Here is a 1,473-nt window from a genome sequence, read left to right on the forward strand (position 1 = left end):
ATTCAGATTAAAGTTGTTCATGCCTGGCGAAATGGACACATCCGGCGAGCCAATACAGGCCGATGCCGCATTCAGGCGATTGATAATGCGTCGTCTGTCTGGCTGATTGGCCAATAATACCTGCGCCCGGGTGGTTAAAAATGCATTCACCATTTCCTGTGTCTGATCCTGTATCAGCGTTGGATCAAGCACCACCAGCACCGATGCCACGGTCGTAACCGTCACTTCAATCGTCTCTTCAACCGCCTCTCTGGTTCTCGGTACGGCAAGCGTGGCCGTAACGATGGCCGTCTGCGTTATCCCACCATTTTTTACATCAGCCAGCGTGGTTACATAGGACCCCGTACAAATCATGTTTTGCCCGGGCGTCAGCGTTGTTTCCGGGCAGCTGATCGCTACGGTGCTCGAGTCCTTGAACTTCACGTTGTTCAGCGTAAGACGTCCCGTATTTGTTGTGTCATAAGTGTAGATAATGGTTGTTCCCGGTTCCGAGAAACTTTTAAGGTTGGATGTGACATCCAGACTGAGACTACCCTCATCGACCGGTTTAACGGGATGCGCGGTGGCGCATTGGCTACAGGCCGGCGCCGTACTGCTACCGCCACTGGCTGTCACAGCGTTACTGACCGAGCCGCTTGCATTTTTATTGACCGTTGCCGAATATTGAAAGTTGTAGGTACCAGGTGCCGTACCGCCTGGTATGATGCAGGTAATGATTTGACCCGCAATGGTGCAGCCTGGCGGCATGACCCCCGCTGTCTGACCGGGGCTTAGCGTATCCCGCAGAATTAAATCCGATGTGGACGAGGTGGAAGAAATAACCGTTTTCAAGGTGTAGGCAATGCTACTGGCTACCTTCACCTCGGTACCGCTGGCCGGACTGGCAGATTTGCTGACCGTGATGGCAGCGGCTGTGATTGGATGCGTGGTCGTGCAGTTTGAGCAGGTCGGTGCCGTACTGCTGCCGCCTGTTGGTACGACACGATTGCTCACCGAACCCGTCGCGGTCTGGTTGACAGTGGCCTGATAGGCAAAATGATAGGTGCCAGGAACCGTACCTGCGGGAACGGTACAGGTAATCACCTGACCCGTGGCCGTACAGCCGGCCGGCAGCGTTCCCAGTGTCTGGCCGGCACTCAGGGTATCGGTCAACACCAGATCCGAAGTGGATGCAGCGCTGCTGATGACAGCCTGCAGGCTGTAATCTATGTGGTCTCCCGCAGCAACTGCAGTACCACTCGCAGGACTGGCGGATTTACTTACCGTGATGGCAGCGGCTGTGACTGGATGCGTGGTCGTACAGCTCGTACAGGTCGGTGCGCTGCTGCTGCCGCCTGTAGCTACCACCGCATTACTCACCGAGCCAGCCGCTGTCTGATTCACCGTGGCCGCATAGGTAAAGCTGTACGTACCAGGAACCGTGCCGGCTGGAATGGTGCAGGTGATTATCTGACCCGTGGCCGTACAGCCTGC

At 55.9% G+C, this 1,473-nt stretch carries 1 protein-coding gene; it reads right to left on the reverse strand.

From position 1 onward, the window contains the following. A partial coding sequence (locus tag ACQUTA_RS13050) for a CLIPPER-2 domain-containing protein (protein ID WP_444988701.1) occupies positions 1-1,473 on the reverse strand: 1,473 nt, incomplete at both ends.

This window comes from Legionella navarrensis (assembly GCF_052527415.1).